Source organism: Streptomyces sp. NBC_00259 (assembly GCF_036181745.1).
GTDB lineage: Bacteria > Actinomycetota > Actinomycetes > Streptomycetales > Streptomycetaceae > Streptomyces > Streptomyces pratisoli.
Map to the genome: position 1 here is coordinate 5,697,560 of NZ_CP108080.1, position 20,670 is coordinate 5,718,229.

A 20,670-nucleotide genomic window follows, 5' to 3' on the forward strand; every position below is an offset into this window, starting at 1 on the left:
GGCAGCCCACGTCCCGACCGACGGCGACCATCCCGAAAGGCAACACAGCGCATGAAGCAGTACCAGCCCGAACGCCTCTCGGAGGCTCAGCTGGCCGCTATGCGGCGCAGCATGACGAACGGCCGGGGTGCCCTCTCCCGCCGCTCCCTGCTGCGGGCGACCGGCATCGGCGCCCTCACGGTGGGCGGGGCGGCCGCGCTCGGCGCGTGCGGAATCCCTCCCGCGAAGCGGGAGGGCGAAGGGGCGGCAGCCTCCGACGACCGCTCGGCCCAGGAGAAGCAGATCAGCTTCTCCAACTGGACGCAGTACATCGACATCAGCGAGGACGAGAAGAGCCGTCCCTCGCTGGGCGCGTTCACCAAGCGCACCGGGATCCAGGTCAAGTACACCGAGGACATCAACGACAACGTCGAGTTCTTCGGCAAGATCCGGCCGCAGCTCGCCGCCGGCCAGGAGACCGGACGCGACCTCATATGCGTCACCGACTGGCTCGCCGCCCGCATCATCCGGCTCGGCTGGGCGCAGAAGCTGAACCCGTCCAACCTGCCGCACGCCTTCGCCAATCTCTCGCCCCAGTTCCGCAGCCCCGACTGGGACCCGGGCCGGGCCCACTCGTATCCGTGGACCGGTATCTCCACCGTCATCGCCTACAACTCCAAGGCGACCGGCGGCCGGAAGATCGAGAGCGTCTCCCAGCTGCTGGAGGACCCCGCGCTCAAGGGCCGGGTCGCCTGTCTGTCCGAGATGCGCGACACCATCGGCATGACCCTGATCGACATGGGCAAGGACCCGGCCAAGGTCACCGACGACGACTTCAACGCGGCCGTCGCCAAGGTCCAGAAGGCCGTCGACACCAAGCAGATCCGCCGTTTCACCGGCAACGACTACACCTCGGACCTGGACAAGGGCGATATCGCGGCCTGTCTGGCCTGGGCCGGTGACCTCGTGCAGCTGCGGGTCGACAACCCCGACATCCAGTTCGTCGTCCCCGACGCCGGCTACATGACCTCCAGCGACAACCTGCTGGTCCCGGCGAAGGCCAGGCACAAGACCAACGCCGAGAAGCTCATCGACTACTACTACGAGCTCCCGGTCGCGGCCCAGCTCGCCGCGTACATCAACTACGTCTGCCCGGTCGAGGGCGTCGGCCCCGAACTCGCGAAGATCGACCCGGCGCTCGCCAAGAACACGCTGATCCTCCCGGACAAGGCCATGGCCGCGAAGTCCCATGCCTTCCGCTCGCTCAGCAGCGAGGAAGAGACGGCGTACGAAGAGAAGTTCGCCAAGCTCATCGGCGCCTGACCCTTCCTGCTCCCCTGCTCCCCCTAGACCCTGGGACCGCGACCCATGACTGACAAGACAGCGGGCGGCGACGTCCGCCTCTCCGGGATCAGCAAGACGTACAGCTCGTTCACCGCGGTGCACCCGCTGGACCTGACCGTGCCCGAGGGCTCGTTCTTCGCCCTCCTCGGCGCCTCCGGCTGCGGCAAGACCACCACGCTGCGGATGATCGCCGGACTGGAGGACCCCACCACCGGCACCGTCTTCCTCGGCGACAAGGACGTCACCGACCTGCCGCCGTACAAGCGCCCGGTCAACACCGTCTTCCAGAGCTACGCGCTCTTCCCGCACCTCACCATCTACGAGAACGTCGCCTTCGGCCTGCGCCGCCGCGGAGTGAAGTCCGTGAAGAAGCAGGTCGGCGAGATGCTCGACCTCGTCCAGCTCGGCGACTTCGCCCAGCGCAAGCCGCACCAGCTCTCCGGCGGCCAGCAGCAGCGCGTCGCCGTCGCACGCGCGCTCATCAACCACCCGCAGGTGCTGCTGCTCGACGAGCCGCTCGGTGCCCTCGACCTCAAGCTGCGCCGCCAGATGCAGCTGGAGCTGAAGCGGATCCAGACCGAGGTCGGCATCACCTTCATCCATGTCACCCACGACCAGGAGGAGGCCATGACGATGGCCGACACGGTCGCGGTGATGAACGGCGGCCGCGTGGAGCAACTGGGCGCCCCCGCCGAGCTCTACGAGAACCCGCAGACGACGTTCGTCGCCAACTTCCTCGGTACCTCGAACCTCATCGAGGCCGAGGTCGCCGAGGCCACCGGCACAGAGGTCGTCGTCACGGCCGCCGACGCCAAGCTGCGGCTGCCCGCGGGACGCTGTGCCACACAGCCCCGCACCGGCGGCAAGCTGCTCGTCGGCGTCCGCCCGGAGAAGATCTCGCTGGCGCACGCCGACGACGCCGGTGACATAGCCGCGGGCCGCAATCGGTTCACCGGAAAGATCGCCGACTCCAGCTTCATCGGCGTCTCCACCCAGTTCGTCATCGACAGCCCCGTCTGCCCGGAGCTGGAGGTGTACGTCCAGAACATCGAGCGCGACAGCCGCTTCGTGCCCGGCGCCGAGGTCGTTCTGCACTGGAACCCGGAGCACACGTTCGGCCTCGACGCAGCTCAGGACATCGATGCGGGTGTGGAGACGGTGGAGGAGAGCGCATGACCGTCACCGAGGCACCCCCCGCCTCGCCCGCGCCGGCCGCCCCCGGGCCGGAGCTGCGCAAGCAGCCGGTGCGCCGCAAGCTGGTGCCGTACTGGCTGCTGCTGCCGGGCGTCCTGTGGCTGCTGGTCTTCTTCGCGCTGCCGATGGTCTACCAGGCCTCGACGTCCGTGCAGACCGGCTCGCTGGAGCAGGGCTTCCAGGTCACCTGGCACTTCCAGACCTACTGGGACGCGCTGAGCGAGTACTACCCGCAGTTCCTGCGGTCCGTGCTGTACGCCGGCACGGCCACCGTCCTGTGTCTGATGCTCGGCTATCCGCTCGCCTACCTCATCGCGTTCAGGGCGGGCCGCTGGCGCAATCTGCTGCTGGTGCTGGTCATCGCGCCGTTCTTCACCAGCTTCCTCATCCGCACGCTCGCCTGGAAGACGATCCTCGCGGACGGCGGACCGGTGGTGGAGGTCCTCAACACCGTCGGCTTCCTCGACGTCACCAGCTGGCTCGGGATGACCGAGGGCAACCGGGTGCTGGCCACCCCGCTCGCGGTCGTGACCGGTCTGACGTACAACTTCCTGCCGTTCATGATCCTGCCGCTGTACACCTCGCTGGAGCGGATCGATCCCCGGCTCCACGAGGCGGCCGGTGATCTGTACGCGAAGCCGTCGACCGTCTTCCGCAGGGTGACGTTCCCGCTGTCGATGCCGGGCGTCGTGTCCGGAACGCTGCTGACCTTCATTCCGGCCAGCGGCGACTACGTCAACGCCGAACTGCTCGGCTCCACGGACACCCGGATGGTCGGCAACGTCATCCAGTCGCAATTCCTGCGGGTGCTCGACTACCCGACCGCGGCCGCGCTGTCGTTCATTCTCATGGCGGTCGTGCTGATCATGGTGTCGGTCTACATCCGCCGGGCCGGGACGGAGGATCTCGTCTGATGCGCTGGATACGCCGCAACCTCGTGGTGATCGCGGGTCTGCTCACGCTCGCCTACCTGATCCTGCCGAACATCATCGTGATGGTGTTCTCCTTCAACAAGCCGGCCGGACGGTTCAACTACTCCTGGCGGGAGTTCTCCCTCGACGCCTGGAAGGACCCGTGCGGCGTCGCCGACATGTGCGACTCGCTCAGCCTGTCCCTCTGGATCGCGTTGTGGGCGACGGTCGGCGCCACCGTCCTCGGCTCGATGATCGCCTTCGCGCTGGTCCGCTACCGCTTCCGGGCGCGTGGCGCGATCAACTCGCTGATCTTCCTGCCGATGGCGATGCCCGAGGTCGTCATGGCCGCCTCACTGCTGACGCTCTTCCTCAACCTCGGTGCGGAGCTGGGCGCGACGACCATCCTCATCGCCCACACCATGTTCTGCCTCAGCTTCGTCGTCGTGGCGGTCAAGGCGCGCGTGCTGTCGATGGACCCGAGGCTGGAGGAGGCGGCGAAGGACCTCTACGCGGGGCCGGTGCAGACCTTCCTGCGGGTCACGCTGCCGATCGCGGCGCCCGGTATCGCCGCGGGCGCGATGCTCGCCTTCGCGCTCTCCTTCGACGACTTCATCATCACCAACTTCAACTCGGGCAACACCGTCACCTTCCCCATGTTCGTGTGGGGCTCGGCCCAGCGCGGCACGCCCGTCCAGATCAACGTCATCGGTACGGCCATGTTCGCCATCGCCGTCATCGTCGTCGTCGCCGGTCAGGTCATCAGCAACCGGCGGAAGAAGACCGCAGCAGCCAAGTAGGCCCTGAAGGAGTGGAAACCATGGCCCCAGCAGCCATGACCTTTGCCTCATCACTCTCCGACGCCCAGCCCGTCCCCTTCTGGCTGGAAGACCCCGGCAAGCCCGCCGCGCTGCCCGCCCTCACCGGAGACGAGAAGACCGATCTGCTCGTCGTCGGCGGCGGATACAGCGGACTGTGGACCGCGCTCCTCGCCAAGGAGCGCGACCCCCAGCGGGATGTCGTACTGATCGAGGGCCGCGAGGTGGGCTGGGCCGCCTCGGGCCGCAACGGCGGCTTCTGTGCCGCGTCGCTCACCCATGGACTCGGCAACGGCCTCGCCCGCTGGCCCGACGACATGGCCAGGCTGGAGGAGCTCGGCGCGCGCAACCTCGACGCCATCGAGGCCGCCGTCGCCGCGTACGGAATCGACTGCGACTTCGAGCGCACCGGTGAGATCGACGTGGCCACCGAGCCCCATCAGCTCGAAGAACTCCATGAGATGTACGAGGAGGCCGGGCGCCTCGGCTTCACCGAAGGCATGGAGCTGCTCGACCGGAACGCGGTCCGGGCGCAGGTCGACTCGCCGACCTTCCTCGGCGGGCTGTGGGACCGCGACGGCGTCGCCATGCTGAACCCGGCCAAGCTCGCCTGGGGCCTCAAGCAGGCCTGTCTCGACCTCGGCGTACGGATCTACGAGAACACCCGCGCGCTCGAACTGGCCTCGTCCGGCGCCGGGGCGGCCGTGCGCACCGCCTACGGCCGGGTCCACGCCCGCCGTGTGGCGCTCGGTACGAACGTCTTCCCGTCGCTGGTGAAGCGGGTCCGTCCGTACACGGTCCCGGTGTACGACTACGCGCTGATGACCGAGCCGCTCTCGCCCGCGCGGCTGGAGTCCATCGGCTGGCGCAACCGCCAGGGTCTCGGCGACAGCGCCAACCAGTTCCACTACTTCCGGATCACCGCCGACCACCGCATCCTGTGGGGCGGCTACGACGCGATCTATCCGTTCGGCGGGAAGGTCACCGCCGAGATGGACCACCGCCCGGAGACCTATCTGAAGCTGGCGGGCCAGTTCTTCGCGTGCTTCCCGCAGCTGGAGGGTCTGCGCTTCAGCCACGCCTGGGGCGGCGCGATCGACACCTGCTCGCGCTTCTCCGCCTTCTTCGGCACGGCGCACGGCGGGAAGGTCGCGTACGCCGCCGGGTACACCGGACTCGGTGTCGGCGCGACGCGCTTCGGCGCGGAGGTCATGCTCGATCTGCTCGCCGGTGAGCGGACCGAACGCACCGAGCTGGAGATGGTCCGCAAGAAGCCGCTGCCCTTCCCGCCGGAACCGGTGGCATGGGCCGGGATCGGCATCACCAAGTGGTCGCTGGCCCGGGCCGACGCCCAGGGCGGCCGGCGCAACCTGTGGCTGAGGGCCATGGACCGTCTCGGACTCGGCTTCGACAGCTGAGTCCCGCTCCGCCTGATCGGCGGCCGTGCGCCGAGGGCGCGCGGCCGCCGTTCGTCGTGCGGGCCGCGTTCGTCCTCCGGCCCTCTCCGGCCTTGCGCACGTCTTTCTCCAACCGGCACCCGGAACCCGCGTCATCGTGCGGGCCGGCCTCGCTCTCCTCCTGTGTACGCAGCGCCCGCGTACACGACACCGGCACGGAACGGAGGCTGTTGGCGATGACCGGCTCAGGGGACCCGGAGGCCAGGACCGCGGTGGAGTGGCTGGTGGCGGCGGCGCCGGATCCCGGCGCCTGCCGCAGGGAGTGGGAGCGCAACCCCCGGGAGTTCGCGCTGCTTCCGGCCGGCAGGCACTGGGACGTGATCGTGCTGCCGGGCGACATCGGCTGCCCGACGCTGGACGTACTGACCCGGCTCGTCGACCGGCCGGGTCCGGTGCTCGCCGACCTCGGGAACGCCCGGGTGGGCTTCTTCGTGCCGCCGGGGACGTCGGAGCGCTGGGTGGGGACGGACATGCGGGTCGTGGGTGCCGGCACCTGGATCGTCGTGCCGTACCCGGGCCGTTCCACCGGAGGTGTGCGCTGGCTGATCCTGCCGGACGGCTGGGGCACGCTCACCGACCCCTCGCTGCTGGAGCTGTCCATGCACGAGGCGGTGGATTCGATGGCCGGGGGCGAGGACGGGCCGGGCCGGTGAGACGGCCGTGGCTGCCACAGGTCTTGACAACCTGATTGGTCTGGACCATGTTGTGCGCGCTCCACTCGGAACACCCCCACCCCCGGAGGCAGTTGTGGACCGCACCAGACCCCTCGCCGTCGTCGTGGCGGCGGCGCTCGCCGCGGGCGGGCTCGTCGCCTCGGCCCAGAGCGCGCAGGCCGCCGACGCCGAGCTCGCGCGCAACGGCGGCTTCGAATCCGGCCTGGACGGCTGGAGTTGTACGGCGGGCAGCGGCGCCGCCGTGCCCTCACCCGTGCACGGCGGCAGCAAGGCGCTGCAGGCGACCCCGGCCGGCAGCGACAACGCCAGGTGCTCGCAGACGATCGCGGTACAGCCCGACTCGTCGTACACACTCAGCGGTTGGGTGCGGGGCGCCTATGTGTACCTCGGCGCCTCCGGCACCGGCACGACCGACGTCTCCACCTGGACGCAGTCGGCGCCCGACTGGCAGAAGCTGACGACGACGTTCCGTACCGGTGCCGCCACCACCTCCGTGACGATCTACACCCACGGCTGGTACGGCACGGGCGCCTACCAGGCCGACGACCTCTCCCTGTTCGGCCCGGGCGGCGCCCCGGTCCAGATACCCGCCGCACCCGGTGGCCTGACCGCGGGCGCGCCAACGTCCTCCACCGTGCCGCTGTCCTGGTCGTCCGTGTCGGGGGCGACGGGCTACAACGTCTACCGGGGCGGCACCAAGGTCCTCTCGGTCAGCGGGACTTCGGCCACCGTGACCGGACTGGCCGCGGCCACCTCCCACAGCTTCCAGGTCACCGCCACCAACAGCGCGGGGGAGTCCCCGAAGTCGTCCGCCGTCACGGCCACCACGACGAGCGGAGGCGGCCCCGGTCCCGGCCTGCCCGCCCACGCCCTCGTCGGCTATCTGCACGCGAGCTTCGCCAACGGCTCCGGCTACACCCGCATGGCCGACGTCCCCGACTCGTGGGACGTCATCAACCTCGCCTTCGGTGAGCCGACCTCGGTGACCTCCGGCGACATCCGCTTCAGCCTCTGCCCGGTGAGCGAGTGCCCGAACGTCGAGTCCGCCGCCGACTTCAAGGCCGCCATCAAGGCCAAGCAGGCCGCGGGCAAGAAGGTCCTGATCTCCATCGGCGGCCAGAACGGCCAGGTGCAGCTCTCGACCACGGCCGCCCGGGACACCTTCGTCTCGTCGGTGTCGAGGATCATCGACGAGTACGGGCTCGACGGCCTCGACATCGACTTCGAGGGCCACTCGCTGTCGCTCAACACCGGCGACACCGACTTCCGCAGCCCGACCTCGCCGGTGATCGTCAATCTGATCTCGGCGATCAAGTCGCTCAAGGCCAGGTACGGCAGCGACTTCGTGCTGACGATGGCCCCGGAGACCTTCTTCGTGCAGCTCGGCTACCAGTTCTACGGCTCGGGCCCGTTCGGTGGCCAGGACCCGCGGGCCGGCGCGTACCTCCCGGTCATCCACGCCCTGCGGGACGACCTCACCCTGCTGCACGTCCAGCACTACAACTCGGGACCGATCATGGGCCTCGACAACCAGTACCACACCATGGGGAACGCGGACTTCCACATCTCCATGACCGACATGCTGCTCACGGGCTTCCCCGTCGCGGGCAACTCCGACCGGTTCTTCCCCGCCCTGCGCCCCGATCAGGTGGCCATCGGCCTGCCGGCCACGACCACCGCGGGCAACGGCCACACACCGCCCGCCGAGGTCGGCAAGGCGCTGGACTGCCTGACCAGGAAGGCCAACTGCGGCTCGTACCAGACCCACGGCACCTGGCCCGCGCTGCGCGGACTGATGACCTGGTCGATCAACTGGGACCGGTTCGGCGGCTGGGAGTTCTCCAGGAACTTCGACGCGTACACATGGTGATCAGCAACAGCAGAACGGCGCACAGGCACCAGCTGCCCAGGACGTCCAGCGGCCAGTGGTAGCCGCGCAGAACGAGGCCGATGCCCGTCGCCGCCGTCAGGAGTGCGGCGACGGGCATCAGCCATCTGCCGATCAGCAGCGCCGCCCCGACGTAGGCCACCATCGCGGTCGCCGCGTGTCCCGACGGGTAGTAGCCGGTCTCGGCCGTCAGCGGACCGGGGCGGCCGGTCAGCGCCTTCAAGGGGGCGACCAGCGCGGGCACGAGGGCGATGGCGAGCACGGCGGCCAGGGCCTGGGTGCGGCGGCGCCGGTACAGCGCGTACGCGACGGCCGCGCCGAGCACCGGGAGGGCGACCTGCATGGTGCCGAGGTCGGCGAGGAACTCGGTGAGCCCCGTCGGCCCCTCGCCCACGACCGCGCGACCGCTGCGCTCGTCGAGCGCGCGCAGCGGTCCGTGGTCCACGATCTGCCAGGTGATCACCGCGAAGAGGACGGCGCACAGTGCCGCGGAAACAGCCGCGAGAAGGAAAGGAGTCGGCCGCCCCGGAACAGGGGGGGTGGTTCCGGAGCGGCCGCCAGGACCGGTTTGCCGCGCGCCCCGGGGGGTTTGGGGCGGGCGGCCATCCGATCGGTGAGGAGTTCCGGAGCCGGAGGCCCCGGTGGTGTGCGCGAGGGCACGACCAGGGCGGAGCTGGGGAGGCCACGCCCTGGAGTCGCCCGCAGTCTCCTGCGAGCGGGGTGTTTCTCTCATCTGCGGAAACCGTACGACAGCAGGTGGGGGGACCGACAGCCGGAATGCCATCCCGCCATTGGCCCCCCACACGTTCTTCACAGAGAGCGCGCGATTACGGGCGGTTACCCACCGCGCGCCGGGCTCACACGCCCGCGAGCGCCGTCTCGATGACGTCCAGGCCCTCGATGAGCAGGTCCTCGCCGATCACCAGCGGAGGCAGGAAGCGGAGCACATTGCCGTAGGTGCCGCAGGTGAGGACGAGGACGCCCTCGGCGTGGCACGCCTTGGCGAGCGCCCCGGCGGCCTCCGCGTTCGGCTCCTTGGTGGCGCGGTCCTTGACCAGCTCGATCGCGATCATGGCGCCGCGGCCGCGGATGTCGCCGATGATGTCGTACTTCTCCGCCATCGCGGTCAGACGGGCCTTCATGACCTCCTCGATGCGCTTGGCCTTGCCGTTGAGGTCCTGCTCGCGCATGGTCTCGATGGCGCCGAGCGCACCGGCGCACGCCACCGGGTTGCCGCCGTACGTGCCACCCAGGCCGCCCGCGTGCGGGGCGTCCATGATCTCGGCGCGGCCGGTGACGGCGGCGAGCGGCAGACCGCCGGCGATGCCCTTGGCCGTGGTGATCAGGTCCGGGACGATGCCCTCGTCCTCACAGGCGAACCACTGGCCGGTGCGACAGAAACCGGACTGGATCTCGTCCGCGACGAAGACGATGCCGTTGTCGTTGGCGAACTTCACGATCGCCGGGAGGAAGCCCTTGGCCGGCTCGATGAAGCCGCCCTCGCCGAGGACCGGCTCGATGATGATCGCGGCGACGTTCTCCGGGCCGATCTGCTTGGTGATCTGGTCGATGGCCTGGGCGGCGGCCTCGGGGCCGCAGTTCTCCGGGCCGGTCGGCCAGCGGTAGCCGTAGGCGACCGGGACGCGGTAGACCTCGGGGGCGAACGGACCGAAGCCGTGCTTGTACGGCATGTTCTTGGCGGTCAGCGCCATGGTGAGGTTGGTGCGGCCGTGGTAGCCGTGGTCGAAGACGACGACGGCCTGGCGCTTGGTGTACGCACGGGCGATCTTGACGGCGTTCTCGACGGCCTCGGCGCCGGAGTTGAACAGCGCCGACTTCTTGGCGTGGTCGCCCGGGGTCAGCTCGGCGAGCGCCTCACAGACCTCCACGTAGCCCTCGTACGGCGTGACCATGAAGCAGGTGTGGGTGAAGTTCTCCAGCTGAGCGGAGGCACGGCGTACGACGGCCTCGGCGGAGGCACCCACGGAGGTCACGGCGATACCGGAACCGAAGTCGATCAGCCGGTTGCCGTCGATGTCCTCCACGATGCCGCCACCGGCACGCGTGGTGAAGACCGGCAGGACGGAGCCCACGCCGCCCGCGACCGCGTTCAGGCGGCGGGCCTGCAGCTCCTGCGACTTGGGGCCGGGGATGGCGGTGACGACGCGGCGCTCCTGCGGAATGGCGCTCATGAGGGCTCCTGGGGGTGTCTTGCGGACTTTCGGACGCACTTCTGCTTTCTTCGCAGGCTAGGTCCGGGTCGGGGGGTCCGGCATGCTCCGTTCGGTAGTGGTGGGAGCGTGTCGTTGTCCGTCTCGGACATAGAGTCTCGGACATGGGGCGGGTGCGGGCCCGGCAGGCAGGCACCAGGGCGTGGCGTCCGGTCCCGCCGTCGCGGCGGGCACCGGTGACCGGCTCGCGATGGCGTACTCGCGACGCCGGAACGCTGAACTCCCCGCTGCCTGCCACTAGATTGACGGTTGCACGGACGCGCGGTCCTGGCTGGTCAAGGGGCAGGGGTTGATGGAGACCGAAGGCACGTACGACGCACGCGGCCCGCGAACGGGCGGCGCCCACCCCGTCCCCCGCCCGGCGGGCCCACCCCCGGTGCCCCCCGCCCCCACCCACGCACCCGCCCCCGCCCACGGCACGACCATCACCGACTGGCTGCGCACCCCGCGCCCTGAGGCCGCACCCGGCATCTGGCGGCTCGGCCACCGGGCGCGTCCGGAGCAGGAGCCGGAGTCCGTCCCCGCCCGGCCGCTGATCAGCGGTGCGGTGATCGCGTTCCTCGCCGGCTGGCTGTTCTGGTCCCTGCTGTGGAACCACTACCTCGAAGGGTGGTGGTTCTTCGTCAAGGACTGGTGGCTGCTGCCCATGCTCTGGCTGGTGCCCGAGTCCTGGCGGAACGGGGCCAGCGACCAGGTCGGGCTCTTCGTCACGGCGACCTACCTCTACAACGGCCTCGTCCTGACCCTGCTCGCGGTGGGCTCGGGCCGGGTCGGCAACTGGAACGAGATCTGGCGCCGGTACGGCGTGCCGCTGTGGCCGCTGTTCGTGCTGCTCCCCGGCGTGTGGCGGGAGATGCCCAGGAGCGTCTGGTGGCTCGAATGGGCCTCGAACCTCTACTACGTGTGCCTCGTGGCCGCCCTCGTCGCGGTGCTCGGCAGGGCCGGTACCTGGCCGGTCTTCGCCCGCCGCAGGGCGGCCGAGCCGGCCGCACACGAGCCGCGGGAGCCGCAGGACGACCCCGCCGACTGGCCCGAGCTGCGGGCCGCGGGGCTGGACGAGGCGGCCCGTACGCTCGCCGAGGCGACGCGGAAGGGCACGCTCGGGGACGTCGACTACGCGCGGATCCGGCGGGCCTGGCAGGGGGTGCGGACGCGGCCGGAGCGGTTGCCCGCGTTCACCGACGCCGTACGGGCCGACGGGGCCGCCGCCTGTGGGCACCCCTCCGGGGAGCGGGACCTGCCGGTGCGTACCGCCGTGCACGACCTGGCCACCGGGCAGGTCAGGATCGGCGCCGCGGCCGACCACCCCCGTAACCCCTACGCCCGCCGCACCACCGGCGTCGCCCTGGAACCCGCGCTCCTCGGCACCTCGCTGCTCGCCGTCGGCCCCTCCGGGTCGGGGAAGACCGTGCGGCTCGTACGGCCCGTCGTGGAGGCGATGTGCCTGCAGGCGCTCGCGAACCGGGCCGCCGTCGTCGCCGTCACCGCGCACGGCACGGCCCTCGCTCCCGACGGCGCGTTCGACCTGGTCATCGCCCCCGGCCGGCCGGAGTCGACTCACGACCTCGATCTGTACGGCGGCAGCGACGACCCCGACGAGGCCGCCCGCGTCCTCGCCGAGGCGCTCGTCGGCGATCTGGCGGCCGACAGCCGCCGGGCGGCCACCGCGCTCGCGCAGCTCATCGGGCCCTACCGAAGCGTCCACGGTCACTTCCCGGCCGTACCGGAACTGCGCGACCTCGTCGGTGGCGTGCCCGCGGCACTGGGGGAGCTGCGTACCGTCCTGGAGGCCGGGGGCGAGGCGTCACAGCTCCGCGAACTCGACGCCCGCGTACGGCAGTCGGAGCGCGCCGACGACGTCGGTGTGCTGCTCGCCGAGCGGATCGCGTTCCTCGACCGGCCCGCGTTCGCGCAGTTCTTCCGCACCGACGGCGAGGGCCGGCAGTTCTCGCTGCGCGCCATCGAGCACCCGCTGCGGGTCCGCGTCGATCTTCCCGAACGGGGCCATTCGGAGGCCTCCCGCATCATCGCCCGGCTTCTCCTCGCCCAGTTCACCGAGGCCGCGCTCGCCCGTACCGACCGTTCGCTGTTCGCCTGCCTGGTCCTCGACGACGCCACGTCCACGGTCACCGCCGACTCGGTCAGGGCCGTGCAGCGACTGCGCTCCGCGCACGCCGGTGTCGTCCTCGCGCTGCGCACCCTGGAGGACGTGCCCGAGCCGCTGCGCGGGCCGCTGCTGGGCGCGGTCGGCTGCCGGATGGCGTTCGCGGGGCTCGCGCCCTGGGACGGCGGACGGTTCGCCGAGACCTGGGGCACCGAGTGGGTGCAGACCAGGGACGTCACCAACCGGCAGATCATCTCCGATGAACCCCTGACCAAGGCGCTCCACTTCATGCGGCGGCTGGTGACCGGCAAGGCCGCCACCGCCGAGGCGGTGACGGTCCGCGAGGTCGAGCGCGAGCGCTGGTCGGCCTCCGAGCTGGCGCACTCCGTGCCCGCCGGGCACGCCGTGCTGTCCCTCGCCTCGGTACGCGGGGACCACGCACCGCCGCTGCTGGTGGATCTGCGGACCTGACCCGGGCAACCGTACGCAGTGGCAGAATCGAGGTATGCCGTTCATACGGGACGGCGAAAAGGCCCAGCAGCGCACGCCCACCCCTTCTGTCCCTCTGCCGAAAGTCCGCGGTCCCATGCCGGTCACCCTCGCCTCCCTCGTCCAGCACTCCGCGCTCAAGCTGACCGTGCGCGCGGGGGAGGACCGGCTCGGGACCCCCGTGCGCTGGGCGCACGCCAGTGAGCTGGCCGACCCCGTGCCGTACATGGAGGGCGGCGAGCTGCTCCTCGTCACCGCCATGACGCTGGACGCCGCGGACCGCGAGGCGATGCGCCGCTACGTACGGCGTCTGGCGGGCGCGGGTGTCGTCGGGCTCGGCTTCGCCGTCGGCGTCAACTACGAGGACATCCCCGACGCGCTGCTCGAGGCCGCCGAGGCCGAGGACTTCCCCCTCCTCGAAGTACCGCGCCGCACCCCCTTCCTCGCCATCAGCAAGGCGGTCTCGGCGGCCATCGCCGCCGACCAGTACCGGGCCGTCACGGCGGGCTTCGAGGCCCAGCGGGAGCTGACGCGCGCCGCGCTCTCCGACGGCCCGGCGGCCCTGCTGGCCAAGCTCGCCGCGCACGTGGACGGCTGGGCCGCGCTGTACGACGCGTCCGGAGCCGTCGTCGCCGCCGCTCCCGACTGGGCCACCCGCCGCGCGGCCCGGCTCACCGGGGACGTGGAGCGGCTGCGCGAGCGGCCCGCGCCCGCCAGTGCCGTCGTCGGCGGCACGGACGACCGCGTCGAACTGCAGTCGCTGGGTACGGGACGGCGGGTCCGGGGCGCCCTCGCGGTCGGTACCGGCGCGCCGCTCGGCACGGCCGAACGGTACGCCGTGCACTCCGCCGTGGCGCTGCTGACCCTGACGACGGAACGCTCCCGCTCGCTGCAGGCCGCCGAGCAGCGGCTCGGCGCCGCGGTGCTCCGGATGATGCTGTCCGGGCAGCACGACCACGCCAGGGCGGTCGCCGGGGATCTGTACGGAGGCCTGCTGGACGCGCCGTTCCGGCTGCTGATCGCCGAGCCGGTGGGCGAACCCGACCCGGCGGCCGAGCATCCCGTGCACGCGTTCGCCGAGTTCCTGGAGTCCGCCGCGTCCCGGGCGGCGGAGCCGGTGCTCACCGTGTCCGAGAACGACGGACGGCTCGTCGTCCTCGCCGCGGACGGGGGAGCGGTCGCTCTCGCCTGCGAGCCGTACACGGAGCGCGAGGCCGAGGAGGCGGGAGTCGCCGTCGGCATGTCCGCCCCGACCGGACCGATCGCGGCCGCGGGCGCCTACAAGCAGGCGGAACAGGCCCTCTCGGTCGCCCGCCGGCGGGGCCGCGCCCTCGTCGAGCACGAGGAACTCGCTGCCGGGTCCGTGCTGCCGCTCCTCGCCGACGATGCCGTGCGTGCCTTCGCCGACGGCATGCTGCGCGCCCTGTACGAGCACGACGCGACCGGCCGCGGCGATCTCGTCGCCTCCCTGCGCGCCTGGCTCTCCCGACACGGACAGTGGGACGCGGCAGCCGCCGATCTCGGCGTCCACCGACACACCCTGCGCTATCGCATGCGCCGCGTGGAGGAGATCCTCGGCCGCTCCCTGGACGACCCGGACGTCCGCATGGAGCTGTGGCTCGCCCTCAAGGCGACGGAGAACGCCACCATGAGGCCGGCCCCGGACCCGGCTCCCGAGTGAGGGAATCCCGTTCGGCTGCCCGAACTCGGGCAGAAAACATGGCGTTTGCGTGTTGGGCTGTCTAGGGTCCTGCCTCGTGACAGCAGCTGGGCGGGGACACCGGCCGGCCGTCCACGAGACGAGAAGGACCGATGACACAACCCACCGCCGACACCGGCATGCCCGCACCCGGCAGCTCCGGCGCGAGCACCGCGCCCGCCGGACCGACCGCGCCCGTCGAGTCCACCGCGCCCGCCGGACCGACCGCGCCCGGCCGCCGGATATCGGGGGCCGTGTGGGGCGCGCTGGCCATCGTCTACGTCGTGTGGGGCTCCACGTACCTCGGTATCCGGGTCGTCGTCGAGACCATGCCGCCGTTCCTCTCGGCCGGCGCGCGCTTCATCGCCGCCGGGCTGATCCTCGCCGCGATCATCGCCTGGCGCCAGGGTCTCCCGGCGCTCAAGGCCACCCGCGCCCAGCTGGCCTCCGCCGCGCTGGTCGGCCTGCTGCTCCTCCTCGGCGGCAACGGCCTCGTCGTCCTCGCCGAGACCGCAGTGCCCTCCGGCCTCGCCGCGCTCCTCATCGCCGTCGTCCCCGCCTGGGTCGTCGTGCTGCGTCGCGCCTCCGGTGAGCGGCCCGGGCTCGCGGCGTACGGCGGTGTGCTGCTCGGGCTCGCGGGCCTCGCCGTGCTGACCGTGCCGGGTCTCAGCGGAGACGTCCGCCTGTGGGGCGTGTTCACCGTGATCGCCGCGACCGTCATGTGGTCGGTGGGGTCCTTCTCGTCCTCCCGGATCCCGATGCCGGCCAACCCGTTCGCGGCCAGTGCGTACGAGATGGTCGCGGGTGGCATCGGCTGTCTGCTCGTCGGCCTGGGCCGCGGCGAACAGCACGGATTCGTGCTCTCCGAGGTCTCCGGCCGCTCCTGGACCGCCCTCGCCTATCTCGTCGTCTTCGGCTCGCTGATCGCGTTCACCGCGTACGCCTGGCTGCTCCACTCGGCGCCGCTCTCGCTGGTCGCCACGTACGCGTACGTCAACCCGGTCGTGGCCGTCCTCCTCGGCGCGCTGGTCCTGGGCGAGCAACTGACCTGGCCCATCGCCCTCGGCGGCGCGGTCGTCGTGGCGGGCGTCTTCCTGATCGTCAGCACGGAACGCCGCCGCTGAGCAGCTGCCCGCGTGTCGCCCCCCGCCTGCCGCCGGCACCTGCAGTGACCTGCGCACTCGCCAAAGCGGCAGGGGTGGCTCCGCCGACCACTCCAACGCGGACAAACCCCGATCGGGCCGAGCCGCCCTACCGTGTGGGAAGAGCACCCCACTACTTCGGAAGGGCCGGGACCCCCTATGACTTCCACGCACGCCTTCTGGCTCGCCGGCCGCCAGGCCACCGGCGAGACGACCTTCGACGTGACCTCCCCCTGGGACGGCCGTCTCGTCGGCACGGTCGCCGTTCCGACCGATGCCCAGGTCGAGGAGGCCGTGGCCGCCGCGCACGCCGTCATCGACGAGTTCGCGGCGACCCCCGCCCATGTCCGCGCGGCCGCCCTCGACCATGTGTCGAAGCGCCTCGTCGAGCGCACCGAGGAGATCGCCCAGCTGATCTCCGCCGAGAACGGCAAGCCCGTCAAGTGGGCCCGCGGCGAGGTCGGCCGCGCCATCTCCGTGTTCCGCTTCGCGGCCGAGGAGGCCCGCCGCTTCAACGGCGGCGAGGCCCAGCGCCTCGACACCGACGCCGGCGGCCAGGGCCGGCTCGCCCTCACCCGCCGCTTCCCCAAGGGCGTCGTCCTCGGTATCGCGCCGTTCAACTTCCCGCTGAACCTGTGCGCCCACAAGATCGCCCCGGCCATCGCCGTCGGCGCGCCGATCATCCTCAAGCCGGCGCCCGCCACCCCGCTGTCCGGACTGATCATCGGTGAACTGCTCGCCGAGACCGAGCTGCCCGCAGGCTCCTGGTCCGTGCTGCCGGTCCCGAACGACAAGATGCCCGCCCTCGTCCAGGACGAGCGCCTCCCGGTCATCTCCTTCACGGGCTCCGACAAGGTCGGCTACGCGATCATGGACTCGGTGCCGCGCAAGCACTGCACCCTGGAGCTCGGCGGCAACGGCGCGGCCGTCGTCCTCGGCGACTTCGCCTCCGAGGAGGACCTGGACTGGGCGGCGACCCGTATCGCCACCTTCTCCAACTACCAGGGCGGCCAGTCCTGCATCTCCGTGCAGCGCGTGATCGCCGATGCCTCCGTGTACGACCGGCTGCTGCCGAAGATCGTCACCGCGGTCGAGGCCCAGGTCACCGGTGACCCGTCCGACTCCGCCACCGACGTCGGCCCGCTGGTCAACGAGGACGCCGCCAAGCGTGTCGAGTCCTGGGTCGACGAGGCCGTCGAGGCCGGCGCCCAGCTCCTGGCCGGCGGCAAGCGCGACGGGGCCTCCTACGCGCCGACCGTCCTCACCGGTGTACCTGCGGACACCACCCTCGCCCGCGAGGAGGTCTTCGGACCGGTGCTCACCGTGCAGAGCGTGAACGGCGAGGCCGAGGCCTTCGCGGCGGCCAACTCCTCCAAGTACGGCCTCCAGGCGGGCGTGTTCACCCACGACCTGCAGGCCGCGTTCCGCGCGCACCGCGCGCTGGAGGTCGGCGGCGTGGTCATCGGCGACGTCCCGTCCTACCGCGCCGACCAGATGCCGTACGGCGGCGCCAAGCAGTCCGGCGTGGGCCGCGAGGGCGTGAAGTTCGCGATGGACGACTACACCTACGAGCGCGTGCTCGTCCTCACGGGTCTCGCCCTCTAGGCCGTCCGGGACGGACGGCCGGAGCCCACTGTGCGGGGGCTCCGGCCGTCCTTTTGTGCTAGCGGGGCAGGATCCACCCGGCTGCCCCGCAGGACTGGTGGGCCGGTCGATAATCGGGTAGATACGGACGAGTAGCACCGGACGGTAATTCCGGTCCGGCCGCCCTCGATTCAGCGGCGAGGTGAGTCCCTCATGTCCGCCCCATCCACTCCGCAGGACGCCCCGAAGGTCACCGTGACCCCAGACGTCACCGGGGCACCAAAGGTCACCGAGCGTGAGGCACGTCAGGTCGCCGAGGCCGCGCGCGAGCAGGGCTGGCGCAAGCCCAGCTTCGCCAAGGAACTGTTCCTCGGCCGTTTCCGGCTCGACCTGCTCCACCCCCATCCGCTGCCGTCCTCCGAGGACGTGCAGCGCGGCGAGGAGTTCCTCGCCAAACTGCGCGACTTCTGCGAAACGAAGATCGACGGCGCACTGATCGAGCGCCAGGCCAGGATCCCCGACGAGGTGATCGGCGGGCTCAAGGAGCTCGGCGCCCTCGGCATGAAGATCGACACGAAATACGGCGGTCTCGGCCTCACCCAGGTGTACTACAACAAGGCCCTGGCCCTGGTGGGCTCCGTGAGCCCCGCGATCGGCGCGCTGCTGTCCGCGCATCAGTCGATCGGCGTACCGCAGCCGCTGAAGATCTTCGGCACCCAGGAGCAGAAGGACACGTTCCTGCCGCGGCTGGCCCGCACCGACATCTCGGCGTTCCTGCTCACCGAGCCGGACGTCGGCTCCGATCCGGCGCGCCTGGCCACCTCGGCCGTCCCCGACGGCGACGACTACGTGCTCGACGGCGTGAAGCTGTGGACCACCAACGGCGTCGTCGCCGACCTCCTCGTCGTCATGGCCCGGGTCCCCAAGTCCGAGGGCCACAAGGGCGGTATCACCGCCTTCGTCGTCGAGGCCGGCGCCGAGGGCATCACGGTCGAGAACCGCAACGCCTTCATGGGCCTGCGCGGCATCGAGAACGGCGTGACCCGCTTCCACCAGGTCCGCGTCCCGGCCGCGAACCGCATCGGTCCCGAGGGCGCGGGCCTCAAGATCGCCCTGACCACGCTCAACACCGGCCGGCTCTCGCTGCCCGCGATGTGCGTGGGCGCCGGCAAGTGGTGTCTGAAGATCGCCCGCGAATGGTCCGCGGTGCGTGAGCAATGGGGCAAGCCCGTCGCCACGCACGAGGCCGTCGGCGCGAAGATCTCCTTCATCGCCGCCACCACCTTCGCCCTCGAAGCGGTCGTGGACCTGGCGTCCCAGATGGCCGACGAGGACCGCAACGACATCCGCATCGAGGCCGCCCTCGCCAAGCTGTACGGCTCCGAGATGTCCTGGCTGATGGCCGACGAACTGGTCCAGATCCGCGGCGGCCGGGGCTTCGAGACCGCGGACTCGCTGGCCGCCCGCGGCGAACGCGCGGTCCCCGCCGAGCAGTTGCTGCGCGATCTGCGCATCAACCGCATCTTCGAGGGCTCGACCGAGATCATGCATCTGCTGATCGCACGTGAGGCCGTCGACGCACACCTCTCGGTCGCCGGCGACATCATCGACCCCGACAAGTCCTTCGGCGACAAGGCGAAGGCGGGTGCGGCCGCCACGGCGTTCTACGCCCGCTGGCTGCCCAAACTCGTCGCGGGGCCCGGGCAGCTGCCGCGCTCGTACGCCGAGTTCCACCCGCGCGGCCACGAGGACCTCTCCACCCATCTGCGGTACGTGGAACGCGCGGCGCGCAAGCTCGCCCGCTCCACGTTCTACGCCATGTCCCGGTGGCAGGGCCGGATGGAGACCAAGCAGGGCTTCCTCGGCCGCATCGTCGACATCGGTGCGGAACTCTTCGCGATGAGTGCCGCCTGTGTGCGGGCGGAGCTGCTGCGGAAGACCGGCGACCACGGTCGCGAGGCGTACCGGCTGGCCGACGCGTTCTGCCGGCAGTCCCGCATCCGCGTCGAGGAGCTCTTCGGCCGGCTGTGGACCAACACCGACGACCTCGACCGTTCGGTGGTGAAGGACGTCCTCGCCGGCTCCTACACCTGGCTGGAGGAGGGCGTCATCGACCCCAGCGGCGACGGCCCCTGGATCGCGGACGCCTCTCCCGGCCCGTCGGCGGCGGAGAACGTCCACCGTCCCATCCGCTGACCCTCGCCGCGGTGGCCGTCCCCCTGCGGGGCGGCCACCGCGGGCCCCACTCGTCCCGGCGGCGTGTACGCCGGACGCCCCGTGAGCCACAATCGTGCGGCGACGCACGATCACGCGGAACTCGACGCTGGGGGCAGGATGTTCGGGGCGGGGAACCACACGCGCGGCAGGCTGGTCGGACACGGCCCGCGGGGCGGACGGCAGACGCTTCGCGCCGCCGCGGCCACGGCCGTCGTCGCCGCGGTGCTCACCGGCACCGCCGCCTGCGGCGGCGAGGCGCAGGACTCCGCGAAGCCCGATGCGACCCCACGATCCACGGCGGGTGCCGGAACCGGCGCGCTGACTCAGCAGCAGCTCACCGCCCTCGCCTTCACCGACGGCGAGCAGGTCGGCCCGTACACCGCCTCCGAGTTCAGCCTCGGCGAACCGTACGGCGAGGACTTCACCGCCGATCCCGCCGACTGCCAGCCGCTCGTCAGCCTCGCCTCCGACGTCACGTCGTTCCACCCCGTGGCCGAGGTGCACCGCGAGGTCGACGATCCCGACGAGATGATCGGCCCCAGCGTCGCCGTGCAGCTGCGCTCGTACGCCGATGACGGCGCCGCCCGGGTCATGAAGGCCCTCGACACGGCGGGCAGGCAGTGCGCCCGCGGATTCACCGAGGTCCGCGCCATCGCGCGGGCGAAGTACCTGAAGGCCGAACCGGCCAAGGCCCCGGCCATCGGCGACGAGGCGAAGGCGTACCGCTTCACCATCCTCGACGTCAAAGGCAAGCTGAAGCTGTACGAGTACCTCACGGTCGTCCGCTCCGGCACGACCACGCTGTCCTTCCGCGCGGGGATCACGGACACGAAGGACATCGGGGGAGTGCCCCAGGAAGTGATCAAGGCCCAGTGGGTCAAGTTCGCGGCGGGGAAGCCGGCGGGCGGCGCGTAGGGGACGCCCTGTCCGTGCCCGCGG

General features: G+C 71.2%; 15 protein-coding genes. 13 read left to right on the forward strand and 2 right to left on the reverse strand.

The window, feature by feature from the left end:
* Nucleotides 1-51 precede the first annotated feature (51 nt).
* The 7 genes from OG766_RS25930 (at nt 52) to OG766_RS25960 (ending at nt 8,247) form a co-directional block, all read left to right on the forward strand.
* Entirely contained in the window at nt 52-1,302 is a 1,251-nt protein-coding gene (locus tag OG766_RS25930; protein WP_266383940.1) for a polyamine ABC transporter substrate-binding protein, read from the forward strand.
* Nucleotides 1,303-1,347: 45 nt separating this feature from the next.
* Nucleotides 1,348-2,499 carry an ABC transporter ATP-binding protein gene (locus tag OG766_RS25935; protein ID WP_328726302.1) on the forward strand — a complete coding sequence of 384 codons (1,152 nt, stop codon included), beginning with the start codon at nt 1,348-1,350 and terminating at the stop codon, nt 2,497-2,499.
* Entirely contained in the window at nt 2,496-3,431 is a 936-nt protein-coding gene (locus OG766_RS25940; protein WP_328726303.1) for an ABC transporter permease, read from the forward strand. The genes OG766_RS25935 and OG766_RS25940 overlap by 4 nt, the downstream gene beginning before the upstream one ends.
* On the forward strand, nt 3,431-4,228 hold the full coding sequence (locus OG766_RS25945) for an ABC transporter permease (RefSeq protein ID WP_266383947.1): 798 nt from the start codon (nt 3,431-3,433) through the stop codon (nt 4,226-4,228). Before OG766_RS25940 ends, OG766_RS25945 begins: the two co-directional genes overlap by 1 nt.
* Before the next feature lie 20 nt (nt 4,229-4,248).
* Nucleotides 4,249-5,664, forward strand: a complete 1,416-nt coding sequence (locus tag OG766_RS25950; RefSeq protein WP_328726304.1) for an NAD(P)/FAD-dependent oxidoreductase — start codon at nt 4,249-4,251, stop codon at nt 5,662-5,664.
* Nucleotides 5,665-5,879: 215 nt separating this feature from the next.
* Nucleotides 5,880-6,356: a hypothetical protein gene (locus OG766_RS25955; protein ID WP_328726305.1), complete on the forward strand. Its 477-nt coding sequence runs from the start codon at nt 5,880-5,882 to the stop codon at nt 6,354-6,356.
* 94 nt (nt 6,357-6,450) lie between these two features.
* Nucleotides 6,451-8,247: a chitinase gene (locus OG766_RS25960; protein ID WP_328726306.1), complete on the forward strand. Its 1,797-nt coding sequence runs from the start codon at nt 6,451-6,453 to the stop codon at nt 8,245-8,247.
* Here OG766_RS25960 and OG766_RS25965 read toward each other — a convergent pair.
* Nucleotides 8,186-8,998 carry a phosphatase PAP2 family protein gene (locus tag OG766_RS25965; protein WP_266383957.1) on the reverse strand — a complete coding sequence of 271 codons (813 nt, stop codon included), beginning with the start codon at nt 8,996-8,998 and terminating at the stop codon, nt 8,186-8,188. The genes OG766_RS25960 and OG766_RS25965 overlap by 62 nt on opposite strands.
* Before the next feature lie 124 nt (nt 8,999-9,122).
* Nucleotides 9,123-10,457: a 4-aminobutyrate--2-oxoglutarate transaminase gene (gene gabT / locus OG766_RS25970; RefSeq protein ID WP_328726307.1), complete on the reverse strand. Its 1,335-nt coding sequence runs from the start codon at nt 10,455-10,457 to the stop codon at nt 9,123-9,125.
* A 331-nt stretch (nt 10,458-10,788) separates the two neighbouring features.
* Between gabT and OG766_RS25975 the strand changes: the two genes are divergently transcribed.
* The 6 genes from OG766_RS25975 to OG766_RS26000 all read left to right on the forward strand — a co-directional run bounded on the left by OG766_RS25975 (nt 10,789) and on the right by OG766_RS26000 (nt 20,646).
* Nucleotides 10,789-13,071 (forward strand): ATP/GTP-binding protein, encoded by a 2,283-nt coding sequence (locus OG766_RS25975; protein WP_266383961.1) that lies wholly within the window; start codon nt 10,789-10,791, stop codon nt 13,069-13,071.
* Between the two features lie 115 nt (nt 13,072-13,186).
* Entirely contained in the window at nt 13,187-14,770 is a 1,584-nt protein-coding gene (locus OG766_RS25980) for a PucR family transcriptional regulator (protein ID WP_328726308.1), read from the forward strand.
* 131 nt (nt 14,771-14,901) lie between these two features.
* The gene (locus OG766_RS25985) at nt 14,902-15,912 is read left to right on the forward strand and encodes an EamA family transporter (RefSeq protein ID WP_328726309.1); all 1,011 of its coding nucleotides are present in this window, start codon (nt 14,902-14,904) and stop codon (nt 15,910-15,912) included.
* Nucleotides 15,913-16,089: 177 nt separating this feature from the next.
* Entirely contained in the window at nt 16,090-17,535 is a 1,446-nt protein-coding gene (locus tag OG766_RS25990; RefSeq protein ID WP_266383966.1) for an aldehyde dehydrogenase family protein, read from the forward strand.
* Nucleotides 17,536-17,727: 192 nt separating this feature from the next.
* The gene (locus tag OG766_RS25995; protein WP_328726310.1) at nt 17,728-19,710 is read left to right on the forward strand and encodes an acyl-CoA dehydrogenase family protein; all 1,983 of its coding nucleotides are present in this window, start codon (nt 17,728-17,730) and stop codon (nt 19,708-19,710) included.
* An 81-nt stretch (nt 19,711-19,791) separates the two neighbouring features.
* Complete coding sequence (locus tag OG766_RS26000) at nt 19,792-20,646, forward strand: hypothetical protein (RefSeq protein WP_328726311.1); 855 nt, start codon at nt 19,792-19,794, stop codon at nt 20,644-20,646.
* Nucleotides 20,647-20,670 lie beyond the last annotated feature (24 nt).